Origin of the sequence: Pseudomonas sp. E45-MNA-CIBAN-0222 (assembly GCF_040310405.1) — a bacterium.
GTDB lineage: Bacteria > Pseudomonadota > Gammaproteobacteria > Pseudomonadales > Pseudomonadaceae > Stutzerimonas > Stutzerimonas stutzeri_AC.
This window is the reverse complement of record NZ_JBEOPU010000144.1, coordinates 1-261: the sequence shown is the minus strand read 5'-3', so window position 1 is coordinate 261 and position 261 is coordinate 1. Positions and strand designations below refer to the sequence as shown.

1 pseudogene is annotated in these 261 nt (G+C 66.7%); it reads left to right on the top strand.

The annotated features are described in order from the left end of the window. Nucleotides 1–261 (top strand): annotated as a pseudogene (locus tag AAEZ08_RS23090) (primosomal protein N'); the annotation flags it as partial.

Below are 261 nucleotides of genomic sequence, written 5' to 3'. Positions count from 1 at the left end.
CGCCTACACCGGGCGTTATGGCCTGCTGCGCCTGAATGAGCGGGCCGGTAGCGCCAAGCAGCCGCGCTTCCTGCGCCTGGATGTGAAAAGTCGTCCGCTGGACAGCGGGATTTCCGGGCCGATGCAGCAAGCCATCGGCCAGACCCTCGCCGCTGGCCAGCAGGTGCTGGTGTTCCTCAATCGCCGAGGCTTTGCGCCGACCTTGCTGTGCCACGACTGCGGCTGGATGTCCGAGTGCAACCGCTGCGATGCGCGCATGAC